General features: G+C 53.8%; 16 protein-coding genes. 1 reads left to right on the top strand and 15 read right to left on the bottom strand.

Annotated elements, in window-relative coordinates; genetic code table 11:
* Positions 1–149 precede the first annotated feature (149 nt).
* The gene (gene nrdR / locus BBD41_RS21340) at positions 150–623 is read right to left on the bottom strand and encodes a transcriptional regulator NrdR (protein WP_077567724.1); all 474 of its coding nucleotides are present in this window, start codon (positions 621–623) and stop codon (positions 150–152) included.
* Between the two features lie 138 nt (positions 624–761).
* On the opposite strand from nrdR, the gene BBD41_RS21335 reads away from it, so the two are divergent.
* Positions 762–989 carry an alpha/beta-type small acid-soluble spore protein gene (locus BBD41_RS21335; RefSeq protein ID WP_007127426.1) on the top strand — a complete coding sequence of 76 codons (228 nt, stop codon included), beginning with the start codon at positions 762–764 and terminating at the stop codon, positions 987–989.
* Between the two features lie 77 nt (positions 990–1,066).
* On the opposite strand, the gene BBD41_RS21330 is transcribed toward BBD41_RS21335, so the two are convergent.
* The 14 genes from BBD41_RS21330 to BBD41_RS21265 all read right to left on the bottom strand — a co-directional run bounded on the left by BBD41_RS21330 (position 1,067) and on the right by BBD41_RS21265 (position 17,620).
* Positions 1,067–1,633, bottom strand: coding sequence for a lytic transglycosylase domain-containing protein (locus BBD41_RS21330; RefSeq protein ID WP_077567725.1), 567 nt, complete (start codon positions 1,631–1,633; stop codon positions 1,067–1,069).
* On the bottom strand, positions 1,630–2,229 hold the full coding sequence (gene coaE, locus BBD41_RS21325; RefSeq protein WP_099478657.1) for a dephospho-CoA kinase: 600 nt from the start codon (positions 2,227–2,229) through the stop codon (positions 1,630–1,632). The genes BBD41_RS21330 and coaE overlap by 4 nt, the downstream gene beginning before the upstream one ends.
* A gap of 12 nt (positions 2,230–2,241) precedes the next feature.
* Entirely contained in the window at positions 2,242–2,982 is a 741-nt protein-coding gene (locus BBD41_RS21320) for an MntP/YtaF family protein (protein ID WP_099478656.1), read from the bottom strand.
* 133 nt (positions 2,983–3,115) lie between these two features.
* Complete coding sequence (gene mutM / locus BBD41_RS21315; RefSeq protein WP_099478655.1) at positions 3,116–3,949, bottom strand: DNA-formamidopyrimidine glycosylase; 834 nt, start codon at positions 3,947–3,949, stop codon at positions 3,116–3,118.
* Between the two features lie 327 nt (positions 3,950–4,276).
* Positions 4,277–6,934: a DNA polymerase I gene (gene polA / locus BBD41_RS21310; protein ID WP_099478654.1), complete on the bottom strand. Its 2,658-nt coding sequence runs from the start codon at positions 6,932–6,934 to the stop codon at positions 4,277–4,279.
* A 223-nt stretch (positions 6,935–7,157) separates the two neighbouring features.
* Complete coding sequence (gene phoU / locus BBD41_RS21305) at positions 7,158–7,817, bottom strand: phosphate signaling complex protein PhoU (RefSeq protein WP_077567730.1); 660 nt, start codon at positions 7,815–7,817, stop codon at positions 7,158–7,160.
* A 45-nt stretch (positions 7,818–7,862) separates the two neighbouring features.
* Complete coding sequence (gene pstB / locus BBD41_RS21300) at positions 7,863–8,618, bottom strand: phosphate ABC transporter ATP-binding protein PstB (protein WP_077567731.1); 756 nt, start codon at positions 8,616–8,618, stop codon at positions 7,863–7,865.
* A 57-nt stretch (positions 8,619–8,675) separates the two neighbouring features.
* The gene (gene pstA / locus BBD41_RS21295; protein ID WP_077567732.1) at positions 8,676–9,551 is read right to left on the bottom strand and encodes a phosphate ABC transporter permease PstA; all 876 of its coding nucleotides are present in this window, start codon (positions 9,549–9,551) and stop codon (positions 8,676–8,678) included.
* The gene (gene pstC, locus BBD41_RS21290) at positions 9,552–10,484 is read right to left on the bottom strand and encodes a phosphate ABC transporter permease subunit PstC (RefSeq protein ID WP_077567733.1); all 933 of its coding nucleotides are present in this window, start codon (positions 10,482–10,484) and stop codon (positions 9,552–9,554) included.
* 40 nt (positions 10,485–10,524) lie between these two features.
* Positions 10,525–11,535: a PstS family phosphate ABC transporter substrate-binding protein gene (locus BBD41_RS21285; protein ID WP_099478653.1), complete on the bottom strand. Its 1,011-nt coding sequence runs from the start codon at positions 11,533–11,535 to the stop codon at positions 10,525–10,527.
* A gap of 125 nt (positions 11,536–11,660) precedes the next feature.
* Positions 11,661–13,028, bottom strand: a complete 1,368-nt coding sequence (locus BBD41_RS21280) for a methyl-accepting chemotaxis protein (protein WP_099478652.1) — start codon at positions 13,026–13,028, stop codon at positions 11,661–11,663.
* 245 nt (positions 13,029–13,273) lie between these two features.
* On the bottom strand, positions 13,274–14,005 hold the full coding sequence (locus BBD41_RS21275) for a response regulator transcription factor (RefSeq protein ID WP_077567736.1): 732 nt from the start codon (positions 14,003–14,005) through the stop codon (positions 13,274–13,276).
* Positions 14,006–14,074: 69 nt separating this feature from the next.
* Positions 14,075–15,883 carry a two-component system histidine kinase PnpS gene (gene pnpS / locus BBD41_RS21270; RefSeq protein WP_077567737.1) on the bottom strand — a complete coding sequence of 603 codons (1,809 nt, stop codon included), beginning with the start codon at positions 15,881–15,883 and terminating at the stop codon, positions 14,075–14,077.
* A 183-nt stretch (positions 15,884–16,066) separates the two neighbouring features.
* Complete coding sequence (locus BBD41_RS21265; RefSeq protein WP_099478651.1) at positions 16,067–17,620, bottom strand: fumarate hydratase; 1,554 nt, start codon at positions 17,618–17,620, stop codon at positions 16,067–16,069.
* Positions 17,621–18,019 lie beyond the last annotated feature (399 nt).

The following is an 18,019-nucleotide window of genomic DNA, read 5'->3' as shown; positions in this document are numbered from 1 at the left end:
AAATTTCTGCAGGCCTGTCAACATCTTTTTTAGATTTTTGTTCGAAGAACAGATGCAGCATTTTGCTTCATAATATAACGTCACTTAACAACGAATCCAGATACCAGGGGCCTCGAGCGCCCAAGGCTGCACATGGGCTGCAGGCGCTCTTAGAGGTTCTGTTCGTCCGTATCTTTGGAGAGGAGACTTTTCAGCTCCTTCATGAACATATTGATATCTTTAAACTGGCGGTATACCGAAGCGAACCTCACATACGCCACCTCGTCGACAGGATACAGCCGTTCCATCAGCAGCTCCCCGATCTGACGGCTCTCCACCTCGGCAGCGGCCGTATTCCGGAGCGCCTTCTCCACATCCGATACGATCATGTCCAACTGATCCACCGAGACAGGGCGCTTCTCGCAGGCCCGAATCAGACCGCGCAGCACCTTCTCCCTGCTGAATTCCTCCCGGCTGCCATCCTTCTTCACGACGATCAGCGGCGTTTCTTCCACCATCTCAAACGTGGTAAAACGGCGGCTGCACTGCTCGCATTCCCTCCTGCGCCGGATGGATTTATTCTCGTTGGCCGGACGCGAGTCAAGCACCTTCGTACCGGCAAAGCCGCAATATGGGCATTTCATAAAATCATGTCACATCCTTTAATCCAACTCTTCATAATTGAACTGCAAAAATTACCAAAAAATGTTCTGTCTTTGTTGTTATGAAAATGCGAAACCGGAGACATAATACTTTTACCAACTCAAGGAGGTGAACTACAAATGCCACAAAGCAACAACAACTCCAACAACCTGGTTGTGCCTCGCGCAAACGCTGCTCTTGAGCAGTTGAAGTATGAGGTAGCTCAAGAGCTTGGTATCTCCATCCCACAAGACGGATACCAAGGTAACATGACTTCCTACGAGAACGGTTCGATCGGGGGTTACATCACGAAGCGCCTGGTAACCCTGGCCGAGCAACAATTGGCTGGTCAATTCTCCGGTCAATAATTGATTCTTACTCAAAAAGGAGTGTTGGCGGCTTGATAAGAGCTGTCAACGCTCTTTTCTTCATCTGGGCCTGGAACCTAGAACTGATCATTATACACGCTCGTGTATTGATTATAATAATAAATGACACGCTGTACATAATGCCGCGTCTCTCCGACCGGAATCCGCTTTACGTTCTCGTACGTGCCGTCCCACATGCCCTTTTTGATCCAGTTCTTGACGTTTCCCGGGCCGGCGTTGTACGCAGCGATTGCCGCAATCGGATTGCCGTCCATTTCCTGATGCAGGTTCTGAATATACCAGGTTCCGAGCTGAATGTTCGTATCCACTTCATTCTTGACGCTGGACAGCGTCACTGAAGGAAGCTTGGCCATTTCCATGGCCCAGTTGGCCGTATCCGGCATCAGCTGCATAATCCCGAGCGCACCCTTTTTGGATTCCTTGCCGGGCTTGAAGTTCGTCTCTACACGGATAATGGAGGCAACGAGAAACGGATCGACGTCATAATAGTCCGCATGCTTCCGAATCTCATCCCTGTACTCGATCGGATACAACAAGGTCATCCAATTCGAGCTCAGAAACAGCACCCCGACAAAAGATACGAACAGCAGAAGCAGCACTCTTTTTTTGCGAAGCCACTTCATACCCGGACCATCCTGTTCCACAGCTTGTCCACCTGCTGCCTCGTCTCGTCCGGCGTTCCGCTATTGTCGATAACGATATCCGCAAGCCTTTTCTTGACTTCAATATCCATCTGACTCCCGAGACGGGCCGCTGCTTGTCCTTCGGTCAGCGCATCGCGCTGCATCAGACGCCGGATTTGCAGCTCTCTGGGAACATAGACGACGACAATTTGTTCCAGAAACGAATATTGCTCACGCGACTCAAGCAGCAGCGGAATATCCGCCACGACGAGACGGTCCGGATAGTCGCGTTCATAGGCGGCCGTCCGGTCCCGGATTTCCTGCCGAATGGCCGGGTGGGTCATCCGGTTCAACGCTTCCCGCTGCTCGGGGTCCCGAAAGATGATCTCCCCCAGCTTTTTTCGATTGAGCGTTCCGTCTTCCAGCAAAATATGTTGTCCGAAATGAGCGGTCACCTCAGCCAGCACCGGATGACCCGGGAGCATGACTTCCCGGGCGATGACATCCGCATCGACGAGAAGCGCCCCCTTCTTGGTCAGCATGGAGGACACGGTGCTTTTGCCTGTTGCGATTCCTCCGGTTAAACCGATATTCATGACTTCACCTCATTACAGCTTCATTATACCCATGATGATTAACAATAACGCGGGAAGGTACGAGATCAGGCGCATGCCGTTTTTTGACGCAAACCGCAGTCCGACCTTCATCCCCAGCATAAGAAATATCCCGCTAAAGAGTGCGACTACCGAAGCCGTGCCGAGCGGAGAAAAACCGAGCATGGCCGCGCCAAGACCCGCTCCGAATGCATCGAGCGACAGCGCAATGCCCAGCCACATCGCTTCCCATGAAGAGATGCTCCCGGAATTGTCCATATCCGCTTGGACAGGGCTCCGCAAAATTTGGATGACGAGGCCAAGCTTGCGGATTTCAAACGAGAATACCGCCTTTTGCAGGGCTTCGCCGCCGCCTTCATGTTCTTCCCGGTTCACACCGGACTGTTCGTCAGCCCGCGATCCATCTGATCCGTAGTGTGCAATCCCTTGATCGATTCCATGCGCCCTTACCTTGCGATCCCTGGTTCCCCATACCTGTTGATATAACGACCATAAGCCGAGCAGAATCAGAATGGCCGCCCCGATCACCGATGCCGCTGACGGGGACAAAAACCGCTGCAGCAGCGCCCCCGCCTGCATGGAGACGCCAAGCACCAGTCCCGAACACAGCGAGATAATCAGAACGGACAGCAGCGGAATTTTGGTTTTGCGCAGACCGTATGTAACCCCTGCTCCAAACCCGTCCAAGCTTAGCGCCATGGCCAGCAGTATGGGCGAGAAAAAATGACTGAGCACCCTCTTCCCTCCTTCGCAGAACCCATCAAGCCTTCGATTAGCCATCACCACATGGCAGCTAATAGCCTGATCAGCTTCCCAATTGTCTCCTCATTATATGAGTGGGGAAAAGAAGGGGTGCACGCCCAGTTCCTTACTTCCTGTCCGGCTGGCATGAAGGGCAGTAATGCGTGCCTCTTCCGCCGACAACCGTCTTGAAGACCGGTCCGCCGCAGCCGTAGCAGGGCTCGTCCTTCCGGCCGTAAATTTTGAGACTGTGCTGAAACATGCCCATCTCGCCTTGACCGTTGACATAGGACTTGATGGAGGACCCGCCCGCTTCTACCGCCTCGGACAGGGTGGCCACAATCGCATGGTACAGCCGGGACAGCTCATCGTCCCCGAGCTTATTGGCCGGGATCTCCGGATGAATGCCGGCTCGGAATAAGGCTTCATCGACATATATATTTCCGATGCCGACAACATATGCCTGATTCAGCAGCACTGCTTTGATTTTCGTCTTCTTGCTGCCGATCACTTCCTTGAAGGTATCCATATTCAGCGTATCGTCCAGGGGCTCATAGCCAAGCTTCGATAACGGCGGATGGTTAAACTCCTCGCCCGGCGCAAACAGATGCATCGTTCCAAATTGGCGCACATCCTTGTATCTCAGTTCCGTACCGTCCGAAAAATGAAAAATGACGTGGGTATGCTTCTCTACGGGCTCATCCTTCCGGTAGAGCCCGTAGCGGCCTTCCATCCGAAGGTGCGAGACAAGCACAAGCCCGTCCAGCAAGATGCGCAGAAACTTTCCCCTGCGCTCGACACCTTCAATGGTATGGTCTTTCAGCATAAATGCAAAAGCATCCACATCGTCAGGCCGCTGAATGATTCGCGGCAGATTTACGGTCACATGATCTATATATTTGCCTTTAATCAATTGATTAAGGGTTCGTTTGACGGTTTCAACTTCCGGCAATTCCGGCATAATAACTTCACCTCTACCTCATTATACCGGATGATGGGATGGAGCGGCACCCACCTGGGGTGGAAACCTGTGGCATTTTATGCATGCATGGCTTTTGCCCCGTCGGCCTGCAGCCGCCGAATTCACGACAGGCGCCGACAATGGTGCCGCCAAAGTAAATCCACGGACCGACCGGCACTTTCGTTCGCGTAGCTGCGCAACGCTAAAACCATCGTACCCGCGTGCCTCGCCGCGTTACTCCACATCGCCCTCGACGAATGCAGCTGTATCGCTTTCTGCAGCTCCTAACGGCACCACCTTGCCTTGCCCCATCGGCCAGCAGAGACTCTACTTCGCCTCGTACCAGTTCGTGCCGTAGCTGACCTCCGATTTCAGCGGAACCGACAGCGCTAGCGCATGGCTCATCACTTCAGGCACAAGCTCCTTCATGATTTCAAGCTCATCCTCCGGCACCTCGAATACCAATTCATCGTGTACCTGCAGCAGCATGCGGCTCTTCAGCTTGCGCTCCTGCAAGGCGGCATCCATATGAACCATCGCCAGCTTGATAATATCGGCGGCCGTCCCCTGAATCGGCGTATTCATCGCCGTCCGTTCGGCAAAGGAACGAAGGTTGAAGTTGCTTGCATTGATCTCGGGAAGGTACCGTCTGCGTTCGAGCAGCGTCTTCACGTAGCCGTTCTGCTTGGCTTCCTTGACGATTTCATCCATATAGCGGCGGACGCCCTGGAACACCTCGAAATACTGGTCGATGAAAGCCGCCGCTTCCTTCCGGGTGATGTTCAGGTTCTGCGACAGACCGTAATCGCTGATGCCGTACACAATCCCGAAATTGACCGCCTTGGCGGACCGGCGCATGTTGGCATCGACCTCGTCCACGCCGACGCCGAATACATCCATGGCCGTCTTCGTATGAATGTCCATATCATGCAGGAACGCTTCCTTCAGCCGCTCGTCGTCCGAAATATGGGCAAGCACGCGCAGCTCGATCTGCGAATAGTCGGCGGCCAAAATGCTCCAGCCCGGCTCGGAAGGCACAAACACTTTGCGCAGCTTGCGTCCTTCCTCCAGCCTGATCGGAATATTCTGCAGGTTCGGATATTGACTGCTCAGCCGTCCCGTAGCGGCAATGGTCTGACGATAATACGTATGCACCTTGCCCGTCTTCCCGGAAATCTCCTTCAACAGACCTTCAACATACGTCGATTGAAGCTTGGCAAGCGTCCGGTATTGGAGAATCAGCCGGACGATATCGTGATAAGGCGCCAGCTTCTCCAGCACTTCGGCGTCCGTCGAATATCCGGTCTTGGTCTTCTTGATGACAGGCAGCTCCAGCTTAACGAACAGTATTTCGCCGAGCTGTTTCGGAGAATTCAAATTGAATTCCGTTCCTGCAATCTCGTAGATTTCCTGGACGAGCCGATCGATTTGCGCCTCGAATTCGCGCCCGAGCTCCTTCAGATCCTCCACGTTGACGGCAATGCCCTGCTTCTCCATATCGGCCAGAATCCGGGACAGCGGCATTTCCAGATCATAAAAGAGCGGAAGCATTTCATTATCGGCCAATTCCTTCTCCTGGAGCGGAATCAGCTGGGCAGCAGCCAGACATTTGCGGGCCATATGCTCGCTGAGCTTGTCCGTGTCCGGTACCTTGTATTTTGCCCCTTTCCCGAACACATCTTCATCCGCCTGCAGGTACGACAGGCCATACTTCGCAGCCAATCCGCTAAGACTCTGGTTCGCCTCTGTCGGATCAAGCAAATACCCGGCCAGATGAACGTCGAACGCCGCGCCGGCAAACGGGATGTCCTGCCAATGAAGCGCCAGGTCGATCCGGTGAAGATCATACCCGCGTTTTGGAATGTCGCTGCTGGCCAGCCACGTCCGGATCGGCTCCGCCGCCTCCGACTCCAGCACGTCGAACGGAATATAGAACTGGCGGTCCTCCGTGGCCAGCGCCATGCCGATCACCTCCGCATGATGCGGGTTATCGCCATGGGTTTCCACATGCAGGATGCTGACCTGTTCCAGAACGCCTGCAAGCTCCTCAAGCTTTCCTTCATCCACGATCGTCACGTCGATCTGGGCCTCCGGCTCCGACTCGGCCTCCGAAGCGCCTCCGCTCGTGCGGAGATCAAGCCGTTCAATCAACGATTTGAACTCCAGCTTCGCCAGCGCCGGGCCTGCCGTCTCCTCGTTCAGCCCGTTAAACACCATATCGTCCAACGTCTGCTCCAGCGGTACTTCGCGGAAGATCGTCGCCAGCTTTTTGCTTAGAATCGCGGACTCGGCATGCTCCTCGATCTTTTCCTTCATCTTGCCCTTCAGCTCGCCTGACCGGGCGACAACCTCTTCTACCGAACCGAATTCATGCAGCAGCTTAAGCGCCGTTTTCTCGCCGACGCCAGGAACGCCAGGAATGTTGTCCGAGGCATCGCCCATCAGCCCTTTCAGGTCAATGATCTGCTCAGGGGTGAGATCATACCGCTCCTTGATCTGCTCCGGTCCGTAGTACTCGATTTCCGTGACGCCCTTGCGGACCATCGCAATCGTCGTATTCTCGGACGCCAGCTGCAGCATATCCTTGTCCCCGGACACGACCATCACCTTGCGGCCGGCTTCATCGGCCTGGCGCGTAATCGTTCCGATGATATCGTCGGCTTCATATCCGCCGATCTCGAATTGGGACACGCCCAGTCCTTTAAGCAGCTCCTTCAGCAGCGGAAATTGACCGGACAGCTCCGGCGGCGTCTTCTGGCGGCCGCCCTTGTAATCCTGATAGTCCGCATGCCGGAACGTTTCCTTGCCGGCATCGAAGGCCACCATCATATGTGTCGGTTTATGCTCTTCGATCAGGCGAAGCAGCATGGTTGTAAAGCCGTAAACGGCGTTCGTCTGCTGGCCGCTCGCATTGGTCAGCGGCGGCATGGCAAAGAACGCCCTGTAAATAATATTGTTACCGTCAATCAGGATCAGCTTGTCCATAGAACACCTCGCACCCATAATTCTTCCTTTCCTCATGATAACATAGGTTACCGCTAAATTCCGAATGATCCTCCCGTCTTACTTAAAAAATGAAGAAAGCTTCCGGCAGACGCTCGGAAAATCCGGGGGATCTGCTTTAAAGCAGCGGTTGCTGCTTGAATGGGCACGCCGCCGCACAAAAAAACGCCGGCATATAGCCGGCGTTCTCGTTCTGTAAAGCATCTTATTGATTCAGGTCCGGACGGTGTCCCGTCACCAGATAAACCGTGCTTTCCCCGATATTGGTCGCATGGTCGGCAATCCGTTCGATGTACCGGCCAACCATGACCAGCAGCATCGCTTGATTCGCCGTATCCGGATCCGAGGTCAGGTGAGCGAATAGGTCCTGCAAAATAATGCTGTACAAATGATCCACTTGGTCATCGTCCTGCGCCATTTTATAAGCCAGGTCCGTATTCTCCGTCAGATAGGATTCGATGGATTCCGATACCATCGCCCGCACTTGATCCGACATGCGCGGCAGATCTACCAGCGGCTTGATCAGCTTCTGGCCTTGGAGGCGAAGCGTGACTTTGGCCACATCGCGTGCCAGGTCCCCCATCCGCTCCAGATCGCTCGCGATCCGGAAGGCGACCAAAATGCGCCGCAAATCTTTAGCCACCGGCTGCTGGGTGACGATCAGGCGCGAGCCGATGTCCATGATCTGCTCTTCCATCGCGTTCAGCTGGACGTCGTTATCAACGACACGCTGGGCTTTGTCCGCATCGAGGGTCTGCAGAGACTGCACGGCCAAGGCCAGTGCCTCCTCCATATGCTTGCCCATATCGCGCAGTAATGTTTTCAGCTCGTCGAGCTGCTGGTCAAACTCAATTCTCCGGATCATGTGGTGCTCCTCCTATCTATGCTTAAGAAGATGATAATTGAACAATTAACCGAAACGGCCGGAAATATAATCCTCGGTGCGGGCATCCGAAGGCGTGGAGAAGAGAACGTCGGTGCTAGCCGACTCCACCACCTCACCGTTCAGGAAAAACACCGTCTGGCCAGATACCCGGGCGGCCTGGTGCATATTGTGGGTAACCATGACGATCGTATAGCTGCTCTTCAGCTCCTGTACGAGCTCTTCAATCTTCAGGGTCGAAATCGGATCGAGCGCGGATGTCGCTTCATCCATAAGAAGGATATCCGGCTGAACCGCCAGCGCACGCGCAATGCACAGACGCTGCTGCTGTCCGCCCGACAGGCTCAGCGCCGAACGCTTCAAGTAGTCCTTGACCTCATCCCACAGCGCGGCCTGCTTCAAGCTCTGCTCGACGATGCCGTCCAGATCGGATTTGCTCTTAATGCCATGCAGGCGCGGTCCGTAAGCGATGTTGTCATAGATCGATTTCGGGAACGGATTCGGTTGCTGGAACACCATGCCGACCTGCTTGCGAAGAGCCTCGACATGAACGTCCTCGCCGTAAATTTCAGTGCCGCCAATTCGCACGCTGCCCTCAATGCGGGTAGCCGGAATCATGTCATTCATGCGGTTCAAGGTCCGAAGCAGCGTCGATTTACCGCAGCCGGAAGGTCCGATGAATGCGGTGACTGTTTTTTCGGGTATGTCCAGATCGACATTTTTGAGCGCATGATACGTGTCGTAGTATAGGTTCAGTTTCTCAATCTGTATGATGGCTTCCATATTTTATTCATGTCTCCTTTTTTACGATTCGATCTGCCTTATCGTCTCTTGCGCGTCTTAAATGTTCTTCGAATACTTATTCCGGATCCATACCGCTGCAATGTTCATAATGAACAGCATGATGAGAAGCAGAATAATACCCGACGCCGCCAGCTCGTGGAATGCTTCACTTGGTCTGGATATCCAGTTGAAGATCTGGATCGGCATGACGGTGAAGGAATCCAGCAGATTTTCCGGCAAAAAGGCTACGTACGTTAAGGCACCGATCATAATGAGCGGTGCGGTTTCCCCGATCGCCCGCGACAAAGCCAGAATGACCCCCGTCATAATGCCGGGCATCGCCGACGGCAGGACCGACCTGGATACCGTCTGCCATTTCGTCGCGCCGAGCGCATACGAGGCGTCCCGCCGATTTTTCGGAACGGCGCGGAGCGCTTCCTGTGCCGCTACGATAATAATCGGAAGAACAAGCAGCGTCATCGTCAGGACCCCGGACAGCAAGCTGCGTCCAAGATTCATGCCGCGGACGAAGATCGCCAAGCCCAGAATACCGTAAATAATAGAAGGAACGCCGGCAAGCGTACTGATATTCAGCTGAATGAGCCGAACCCAGCGGCTGCGTCCCGCATATTCTTCAAGAAAGATCGCTGCCCCGACGCCCAGGATGAAGGATAGTGGAGCCATCAGGAGCAGCAAATAAATCGTGCCGACAATCGGCGACTTCAGACCAGCTCGGTCGGCAATCCGGGAAGGATAATTCGTGAATAAGTCCGGCGACAGTCTTTGAATTCCGTCCATTACGATCGTGCCGATAAGCGCCATCAGGACAAGAATCCCGATGCTGGTGCAGGCGAGAAAAATCATATGCAGGGTTTGGTCACTAATGCGTCTTCGGTTGATTCTCTTGCTGTCTCCCAGATTCAAACGTTCCATCTAGTATTCCTCCCTGAAGCGGCGAGCGACCCACTGCGCCAAAATATTAAGCAAGAAGGTGATGACGAACAGCGTCAAACCAACCGCAAAAATAGTACCGTACTCGATCGTACCGCGCGGCACGTCACCCATGCTGACCTGAACGATGTAAGAAGTCATCGTCTGGATGCTCTCCAGCGGGTTCAGCGTCAGCTGCGGCGTTGCCCCGGCGGCTACGGTAACGATCATCGTCTCGCCGATCGCCCGCGAGAATGCCAGGACGAACGAAGACACGACCCCGGACAAGGCTGCAGGCAGCACGATTTTCAGCGCTACCTCAAAGCGGGTAGCTCCGAGCGCATAAGCGCCGTGGCGCAACGTTTTCGGCACCGCCCGCATGGCGTCCTCACTCAGGGAGGAAATCATCGGCAGCACCATGACGCCGACAACGATACCTGCGCTAAGCGCATTGAATATGCCCATATCGGGAAAAATCTTTTGAAGGAATGGCGTGACGGCTTCCAATGCAAAATAACCATAAACAATCGTCGGTACTCCGGCCAACACCTCAAGTACCGGTTTGACTACCCCCCGAACCCGGGCAGGAGCGTATTCATTTAAATAAATAGCGCATGCCAAGCCGATAGGCACTGCGAATAAAATCGCAATGCCTGTAATCAGCAATGTGCCGCCCAGAAGGGGCAGCACGCCGAATTCTTTTGGAGGGAGAATCGGACTCCATGTTGTTCCTGTCAGGAAGGACCACACCGGCACTTCCTTAAAGAAGATGATGGATTCCTGCAACAGTGTATATACAATCCCGATGGTGGTGACGACCGATAGCAGTGCGCACATGCCGAGCAGAATCGGAATGATTTTATCGGAGACGCGCGTTTTGCTGCGACGGAACGTCATTTGCTTAGGTGCACCCGCCACGGATGATGTTTTGTTCATTCTCCTCTTCCCTTTCTATTTACCTGGAATAACCGTTCAATTATTGGGCCAGCTTGCCTTTTTCCTCTTCATATTGCTCATCTTGCAGAGGAACGAAGCCAACTTCGCCCGCCAAGCTTCCGGCATTCTCAAGGTAGAAGTCTACGAAAGCCTTCACTTCAGGACGTTCCATTTCCTTCTTGCTTACGTAGATGTAAAGCGGACGGGACAATGGAGCATAGCTGTTGTCTTTAATGGTTTCCATGCTTGGCGATACCGTTGCAGTACCGTTGTCGATCGGAATCAGCTTCAATTTGTCCTGATTCTCTTCGTAGAAGGAAAATCCGAAATATCCGATAGAGTTCTTATCGCCGGCTACACCCTGTACAACGGCATTGGTGTCGGCACTGAACGTAATCTGGCTGTCGTTACGGCTGGATTGAGCTTCGCCGTTAATGGCTTCGGTGAAGTAGTCGAATGTACCGTGGTCTGTACCAGGGGAGTAGATTTTGATCTCCTCGGCAGGCCAGCCTTCACGTACGTCCGCCCATGTTTTTACTTTGCTGTTTGGCTCATAGATTTTCTTCAACTCGTCAACTGTGAGCTTATCTACAAAATCATTCTCCGGATTGACAACGACGGACAGTCCGTCATAAGCAACCAGAACTTCGTTGTATTCAACATTGTTCTTCTTGAGCTCTTCCGCTTCTGTATCTTTAATTGGACGGGATGCATTCGCAATTGCGATTTCGCCGGTTGCAAAGCGCTTGAAGCCTGCGCCCGTACCGCCGGTTCCGATTGGAACGCGTACGTCCGGATTTGCTGCTCCGAATTCCTCAGCGATCGCTTCCGTCAACGGATGCACCGTGCTGGAGCCATCGATTTCAATCGTACCGGACAAAGCATCCGTCGTTTTGCTTTCTTCTTGTTGAGCAGAGCTGCCGTTACTGTTCGTTTCTCCCGACGCGCTGCCCGTTGTACTGTTTCCGCCTCCGCAAGCTGCGAGAATGGCGCTCAGCATCAGCACCAGAACGAGAATGCCTGCTGGTTTACGACCCCTTTTTCTAAACAAACGAATCCACTCCTTCAAAATGGTTGTTGTCTTTACTTACCGTCTTACACTATTGATCTTAATCCCGTAATGTAATTGCAGTTTTTCAGAAATGTAAACGCAGTGTAAAATTTATTAATAGAATGCTAGACTTGCAGATTTCCCTCTTCTTGCTCAGCCCTCGGTTCGAACGCAGCGTTCATACCGGCCAGTTCTTCCTTGATCTGGTGTACTCGCTGTACCGTATGTACCGCAAGCTCATAAACCTGGCTCCCGGACAACTCCACTTCATGAACGGCCTCCTTCATTTCATAAAAGAGACGGGTTCCCTCTTCGACATCGCCTTCGCAGGATTGAAGCTCCTTCAGGGCCGATCCCGCAGCGGCTGCCGTATCCGCGGCAAGCTGCTGGATATGCTCAAGCAGCTCGGAGATATCGCCCGCCAGCTTCCGTGTCTGCTTCGCCAAGGATTGAACCTCGCCGGCGACCACCTGAAAGCCCCGGCCATGCTCTCCGGCATGGGCCGCCTCGATCGACGCGTTCATCGCCAGCAGACTGCTCTGATTGGCAAGCTCGGTAATCGCCCCCGTAATGGAGGAGATGCGGCTTGCGTGGCGCACAAGCTCTTCGGCTTGATCCCCGCGCCGGGTCATATCCCCGATCAGCCCCGCATAGGACGAGGATACCCGCGCCAGCTTGTCCGCCCCGGTCTCGGAAAATTCGCGCATTCGGACACATTCCGTCCTCGTTTTATCCGCCGCTGCCTTTACATCATCGAGCGAAGCCTCGATATTGCTCGTGTGGCGGTAGCTTCCGGTCAGAATCAGCTCTCTCTTCCGCTCCGCATCCAGCTGCAGCCTGCCGGACAAGTTCATAAGGTCCCGAACGGTAAGGACGCCGGCCAGCACCTCCTGCTGTTTTACAATGATGCAATCGTAAAATTTCTCATCCGGACGGTGCAGGGCCCGGTGTAACACTTCGGAAACGGCCTCATCCGCTTCGACCATGGTGGGACTCAGATCCGCGAACTGGAATGCCGGCTTCGGATAATATAAATCGACAGCGAACCTGCCCATCATCCGCTGAAAGAAGGCGTCTCGCATAATCAGCCCGGACGGGTTCCCCGGGGGGTTGCAGTAGATTACGCACGGGATGCCCGGGTTGCCCATCAACAGCTCCAGCACATCAAGGCATGTTTCGGTCTCGCCGATTTCAGGCACCGTTCGGGTGTATTCCATCATGGACGGCTCCTTCAGCCCGGTAGATGCCCGTGCGTCCTCGGCTTCCGGACCCCGCATCCGATCCTCCGGTCGGCCCGTTTGATTCATTTGATTCTTTCGATCCGTTAGAACCTTACGAGCTTCCGCCTTCTCATAAACTGCTTGCTGCGCCCTGTCTGCTTGAACCGTTCGTTGATTCTGACCTGCTTGATTTCCTTGATCCACCCGGTTCCCTTGAACCGCTTGATCCCCTTGAATAACCTGTCGTCCCGGTGTTTTCCGAAGCAGCGTCATCGGCTCCATCCTCTCTTAATGGTTCTTTAGACGCATCATATCGAAGGATTGTTATCGCTATATATCCGGTATGTTAACGCAGTGTAAATCACCCGCCATGGCTAAGACGGATCTGTAACCAAAGTCTCAAAAATATCATCCCCTGGAACTAAATAACCCCGCAGCAAGCGGGGGTGGCACTCGAAGAGCAGAGAGCGGCTTTAGTTTCAATGAAACAGCAGGCATGAAAAAAGCCTCCGCATCATTTACAGCGAATGATGGGAAGCTTTATTCGTATTAACAACCAATTTATAACCGACACCACGAATCGAATCGATATGCACGGATTCCGGATCGAGCTCCAGCTTTTTGCGGAGGGAGCTGACATGGACGTCAACGGTGCGCTGGCCGCCGATATAATCGAACCCCCAGACGACGTTCATCAAATCGTCCCGCGTCAAGACAACGCCCGGCTTCTTCGCCAGATAGAGCAGCACCTCGAATTCCTTCGGACGGAGATTAATGCTCTGCCCGCCAAGCCGCACCTCATATTTCTCGGGGAAGATTTCGAGCTGTCCGAGCGAGATCACGTTCGCCTGCTGCTCCGCAACCTTCGCTTCCTCGCTTTGTCCTGACGTTCTGCGCATGACGGCCGAAACTCTGGCCAGCAGCTCCGATACGCCGAACGGCTTCGTAATATAATCGTCCGCCCCCATCTTGAGGCCTTGCACGACTTCCTCCTCTGCGTTCTTGGCCGTCAGAATAATGATCGGCGTCTTAATGCCTTTGCCTCTAAGCTTCTCTAAAATTTGAAAGCCGTTCATGCCCGGCAGCATGACATCCAGCAAAATCAGGTCGAACTCCTCCTGCGACGCTCTTTCGTAACCTGACGTGCCATGCTCTTCAACGGTGACGTCAAAGCCTTCCTGCGTCAAATTGTACGATAACAGACGAGACAGTGTAGGCTCATCTTCAATAACAAGTAAACGTTGAGTCAATATTAACCCCGCCTTGTGTAATGGAATGGATTACTTGTTTTAGTATATAAACTGAATGTTAACGCTGTGTTAAATCCCTGCCTCCTCCTGTTCTTGAAGAACGGGAAGCTCGATGATGAAGGAGCTCCCGACGCCCAGCTCGCTCTCGACATGGATCCGGCCATGATGCATATCCACCAGATGCTTTACGATCGATAAGCCAAGACCCGTACCGCCTGATCCCCGGGATCTGGCTTTATCCACCCGGTAAAATCGCTCGAAGATACGCGGAAGATCCTTTTTCGGTATGCCGATCCCCGAATCCTTGACAATGAACTGAACGATATCCTCGGACTGGCCGTTATGCAATTTTTCGCGCGCCGTCAATTTGACCCTGCCGCCCTCCTGCGTGTAATTAATCGCATTGGATAACAGGTTCATAAAGATTTGGCGCAGCTTGTCCTCATCGCCTTCCATGAACAGCTCTTCAGGCACGTCGAGCTCCAGGCTGATCCGCTTCTTCTCCGCAACCGTGCGCATCATCTCCGAGATCGTCTCGAAGAATGCCTGCAAATGGATCGGCGAATAGTCCATCTGAACGCGCTTGGACTCAATGGAAGACAGCTCCAGAATGTCGCCGATCAGCCGGTTGAGCCGCTCGGATTCATCATAGATGATCTGGAGAAACGATCTGGCGGTCTTCTCATCCGACACCCCGCCGCCAAGAAGCGTCTCGGCAAACCCCTTTACGGCCGCAAGCGGTGTCTTGAGCTCATGCGATACATTCGCCACGAATTCGCTTCGCATTCTCTCCAGTCTGCGGATGTCGCTTACATCCTGGAGCAGAAAGAGCATGCCCCGGTACGCCCCGTCCTCCTGAACCATCGGGACGCCGTCCAGTCGGATAATCGATTCGACCGGATAATACAGATTCCGTTCTTCATGGAAGCTGATGCGGTTATCAAGCCCTTCCTTCATCAGCTTCGTAAGCTCGTAATGCTGCTTCAGCTCCCGATAAGATTTGCCGGTAATGACTTCGGCGTCAATGCCCAGCATTCTCTCGGCCGCCCGGTTGACGAGCATGATCCGACCCGATCCGTTCACCATGACGATCCCGCCGGTCATATTGTTCAGGACGCTCTGGAGCAAATCTTCATTGTCCCGGATCGTCCGAACTTGGGTCTGAAGACTGTCGGCCATTCCATTAATCGCTTTCGCCAGCTGGCCGATCTCGTCCTTACGGTTAATATTTACCCTCGCATCATACTCCAAACGGGCAATGCGCCTCGCGACTCTCGTTATTTTCTCGAGCGGCGATGTCAGCCCCTTCGCCACGCGAATGCTCAGAAGACTCGCTGCGAGGAACAGGATCGCAAGACCAATACCCATCACCGTCCAGCCTTGCCGGACGCCATTGTCCACTTGACTCAGGCTGAGGGACAGTCGCACGAAGCCATCGAACGAATCGCCGACCTTCACGGGCAGCGCAACGTACAGCATGTCCTGCCCCAGCGTGCTGCTGCGGCGGATCGTGCTCCCTTTCCCGGTCTTCCCTGCCTCCAATACTTCCTCGCGGTAAGCATGATTATCCATGGTCACCGGGTTGCTCTCGGAATCTCCGATCACCCGCCCATCCTTCGTTATAAACGTAACCCTTGCATCAGACAGCTCTTCAAGCTGAAGAGAACGGTTCGTATAATACTCGACGGCATCCGGGCTGTCGGTATCCGGAAAATCCATCATCGTTTGCAGCAGCCGGATCTCCCGGATCATATTATCCTCCAGCAGCTGAATGTGGGATTGCTTGAATACCTTTACCATGGCCAGACCGGCGCCAAGCATGGATAAACCGATCAATGTCAGCATGATCAGGGTCAGACGGTTGCGAAACTGCTTCATGCTCTCTCCCTTTCCTCCTGTGCCTTGCATCGATGTATTTGATTCCCATCATAAACCTTGTTCCAGTCATCCTGCAACGTTAAATCCGTAAGATGCGAAGGGAATGGCTTACGCCAGCAATCCCTAAATGTGAAAAAAGCACCGATCGGCGTAAGGCCAATCGATGCTGCTTCATCTTAAAAATCATGAAAAGACCGGATCCTTAAACATGGCCAGCTTGGCGGCGGAATCCTTGCTTACATCCGCATGCAGGCTGTTTCCGTGCGAATCCATTGTAACGATTGCGGCAAATCCGTCGACCTCCAGATGCCACATCGCTTCCGGTATGCCGAACTCCATGAAATCCACGCCGTTCACTTTTTTAATGCACTCGGCATAATATTGGGCCGCGCCGCCGATGGCGTTCAAATAAACGCCGCCGTGCTCCTGCAAGGCTTGAAGCGTCTTCGGTCCCATTCCGCCTTTTCCGATAACCGCCCGGATGCCGAATTTCTTGAGGATTTCGCCTTGATAAGGCTCCTCGCGGATGCTTGTCGTCGGTCCGGCCGCCTTCACATGCCAGCCTTCCTCATCCTTCAGCATTACCGGCCCGCAGTGGTAAATGACTGCTCCGTTCAGGTCGATCGGCGCATCATGATCCATCAGATACTTATGAAGCGCATCCCGCCCGGTATGCATCTCCCCGCGAATGACCACGACGTCGCCGACGCGGAGGCTGCGGATCTGCTCCTCGCTGATCGGCGTCTGCAGAACGATCTCCCGTCCTTGCCCCTGGACCCCGGCAGAGCCTGCTGCTGCAGCGGCGGTGGTTTCACTCGCCGCATTCATCCGTACCTCGTTGCCCGCTTCGTACAGCCATTCGGCAATTTCACCGGTTGCCGGCTCAATCATGACACCCTGGCGGCGGAACGCCCAGCAGTTGTACGCAACCGAGACAAAGAAGCTCGCCGGAAGGCGGTTCATGACGCCGATTTTACAGCCCAGCAGCGTAACTTCACCGCCGAAGCCCATGGTGCCTATCCCCAGCTTGTTGGCATTTTCGAGAATGTAGTCCTCCAGCTTCGCCAAATCCTCGTTCGGATTTACATCGTCAAGATGACGGAAAAGCTGCTGCTTGGCAAGCTCATAGCCTGTTGTCCGGTCCCCGCCGATGCCAACCCCGATAAAGCCTGCGCTGCAGCCTTGTCCCTGGGCCTGGTAGATCGAATGAAGAATGCATTTGCGGATGCCGTCCAAATCGCGGCCTGCTTTCCCCAGTCCCTCCAGCTCTGTTGGGAGACTGTATTGAATATTTTTGTTCTCGCAGCCGCCGCCCTTCAGAATGAGGCGGACATCGATCTTGTCCTGCTCCCACTGCTCGAAATGAATGACCGGCGTTCCCGGTCCGAGGTTATCCCCGCTGTTGGCTCCGGTCAAGGAATCCACCGAGTTCGGACGGAGCTTGCCATCCTTGGTTGCGCGGACTACGGCCTGGTAAATGGCCTTCTTCATTTCGATTTGGTTGGCTCCTACAGGAGTATGTACGATAAAAGTCGGCATTCCCGTATCCTGGCAGATCGGCGATACCTCCTGCTCGGCCATTTCAATATTCTGAGCGATCGTTGCCAAGGCGAGTCCCGCGCGCGTAGCCGAATCCTCTGCAGCGCGTCCGCGGTTTACCGCCCGGCGGACATCTCCCGGAAGATTCGTGGACGTCTCCACAATCAGTTTGTACATGCTTTCTTCAAAATGCTTCATCACTTGATTTCAACCTCTCTTTCGATGACCAGCTTGCCGCTAAGGATCCTGGTTAGTTCCAAGGTATATCATATCACAACAAACCGGCCATGAAAGGGTTTACTTTGAATTTGAAGGCATGGCTGAAAATGTGCCGTTTACATCCATTGAATAACCATACCAATCTATGAACCTCGCATATGTTAATAGAGAAGGAGGTGATCCCATACGGAAGTATAGCCGGTGACATTGAGCCAGAACCCGGCGTCAATTCCAACGCTCGGCTGAGCGCTGGCTTCGGATTCGCGCCATCCGCGGCTCGGGCGTTCTTCCATCCGGATTCCGGTTCATCCTAAAGCCATGGAATCGAGCGTCGAACGTATCCATTGCGTTAACGTCAGCTTCACCGTAACCGCCGTT

Source organism: Paenibacillus ihbetae, assembly GCF_002741055.1.
Lineage (GTDB): Bacteria > Bacillota > Bacilli > Paenibacillales > Paenibacillaceae > Paenibacillus_AQ > Paenibacillus_AQ ihbetae.
Note: the sequence above shows the minus strand (reverse complement) of the source record. Positions and strands in the feature narration are given on the sequence as shown.